Genomic DNA, 1,541 nt, shown 5'->3' on the forward strand with positions numbered 1-1,541 from the left:
TCTTCGGGTTGTGAGGTTAAGCGACTAAGCGTACACGGTGGATGCCCTGGCAGTCAGAGGCGATGAAGGACGTGCTAATCTGCGAAAAGCGTCGGTAAGGTGATATGAACCGTTACAGCCGGCGATGTCCGAATGGGGAAACCCAGTGCAATTCGTTGCACTATCGTTAACTGAATACATAGGTTAACGAGGCGAACCGGGGGAACTGAAACATCTAAGTACCCCGAGGAAAAGAAATCAACCGAGATTCCCCCAGTAGCGGCGAGCGAACGGGGAGCAGCCCAGAGTCTGAATCAGCTTGTGTGTTAGTGGAACGGTCTGGAAAGTCCGACGGTACAGGGTGATAGTCCCGTACACCAAAATGCACAGGTTGTGAACTCGAAGAGTAGGGCGGGACACGTGGTATCCTGTCTGAATATGGGGGGACCATCCTCCAAGGCTAAATACTCCTGACTGACCGATAGTGAACCAGTACCGTGAGGGAAAGGCGAAAAGAACCCCGGCGAGGGGAGTGAAAAAGAACCTGAAACCGTGTACGTACAAGCAGTGGGAGCACCTTCGGGTGTGACTGCGTACCTTTTGTATAATGGGTCAGCGACTTATATTCTGTAGCAAGGTTAACCGTATAGGGGAGCCGCAGGGAAACCGAGTCTTAACTGGGCGTTAAGTTGCAGGGTATAGACCCGAAACCCGGTGATCTAGCCATGGGCAGGTTGAAGGTTGGGTAACACTAACTGGAGGACCGAACCGACTAATGTTGAAAAATTAGCGGATGACTTGTGGCTGGGGGTGAAAGGCCAATCAAACCGGGAGATAGCTGGTTCTCCCCGAAAGCTATTTAGGTAGCGCCTCGTGAACTCATCTTCGGGGGTAGAGCACTGTTTCGGCTAGGGGGTCATCCCGACTTACCAACCCGATGCAAACTACGAATACCGAAGAATGTTATCACGGGAGACACACGGCGGGTGCTAACGTCCGTCGTGAAGAGGGAAACAACCCAGACCGCCAGCTAAGGTCCCAAAGTCATGGTTAAGTGGGAAACGATGTGGGAAGGCACAGACAGCCAGGATGTTGGCTTAGAAGCAGCCATCATTTAAAGAAAGCGTAATAGCTCACTGGTCGAGTCGGCCTGCGCGGAAGATGTAACGGGGCTAAACCATGCACCGAAGCTGCGGCAGCGACACTATGTGTTGTTGGGTAGGGGAGCGTTCTGTAAGCCTGCGAAGGTGGCCTGTGAGGGCTGCTGGAGGTATCAGAAGTGCGAATGCTGACATAAGTAACGATAAAGCGGGTGAAAAGCCCGCTCGCCGGAAGACCAAGGGTTCCTGTCCAACGTTAATCGGGGCAGGGTGAGTCGACCCCTAAGGCGAGGCCGAAAGGCGTAGTCGATGGGAAACAGGTTAATATTCCTGTACTTGGTGTTACTGCGAAGGGGGGACGGAGAAGGCTATGTTAGCCGGGCGACGGTTGTCCCGGTTTAAGCATGTAGGCTGGTTATCCAGGCAAATCCGGATAATCAAGGCTGAGGTGTGATGACGAGG

General features: G+C 53.1%; 1 rRNA gene. It reads left to right on the forward strand.

From position 1 onward, the window contains the following. Positions 1–14 precede the first annotated feature (14 nt). Positions 15–1,541: ribosomal RNA gene (locus L2I46_RS29050) — 23S ribosomal RNA — on the forward strand; the annotation flags it as partial.

This window comes from Klebsiella sp. 2019SCSN059 (genome assembly GCF_021739525.1).
GTDB lineage: Bacteria > Pseudomonadota > Gammaproteobacteria > Enterobacterales > Enterobacteriaceae > Klebsiella > Klebsiella quasipneumoniae.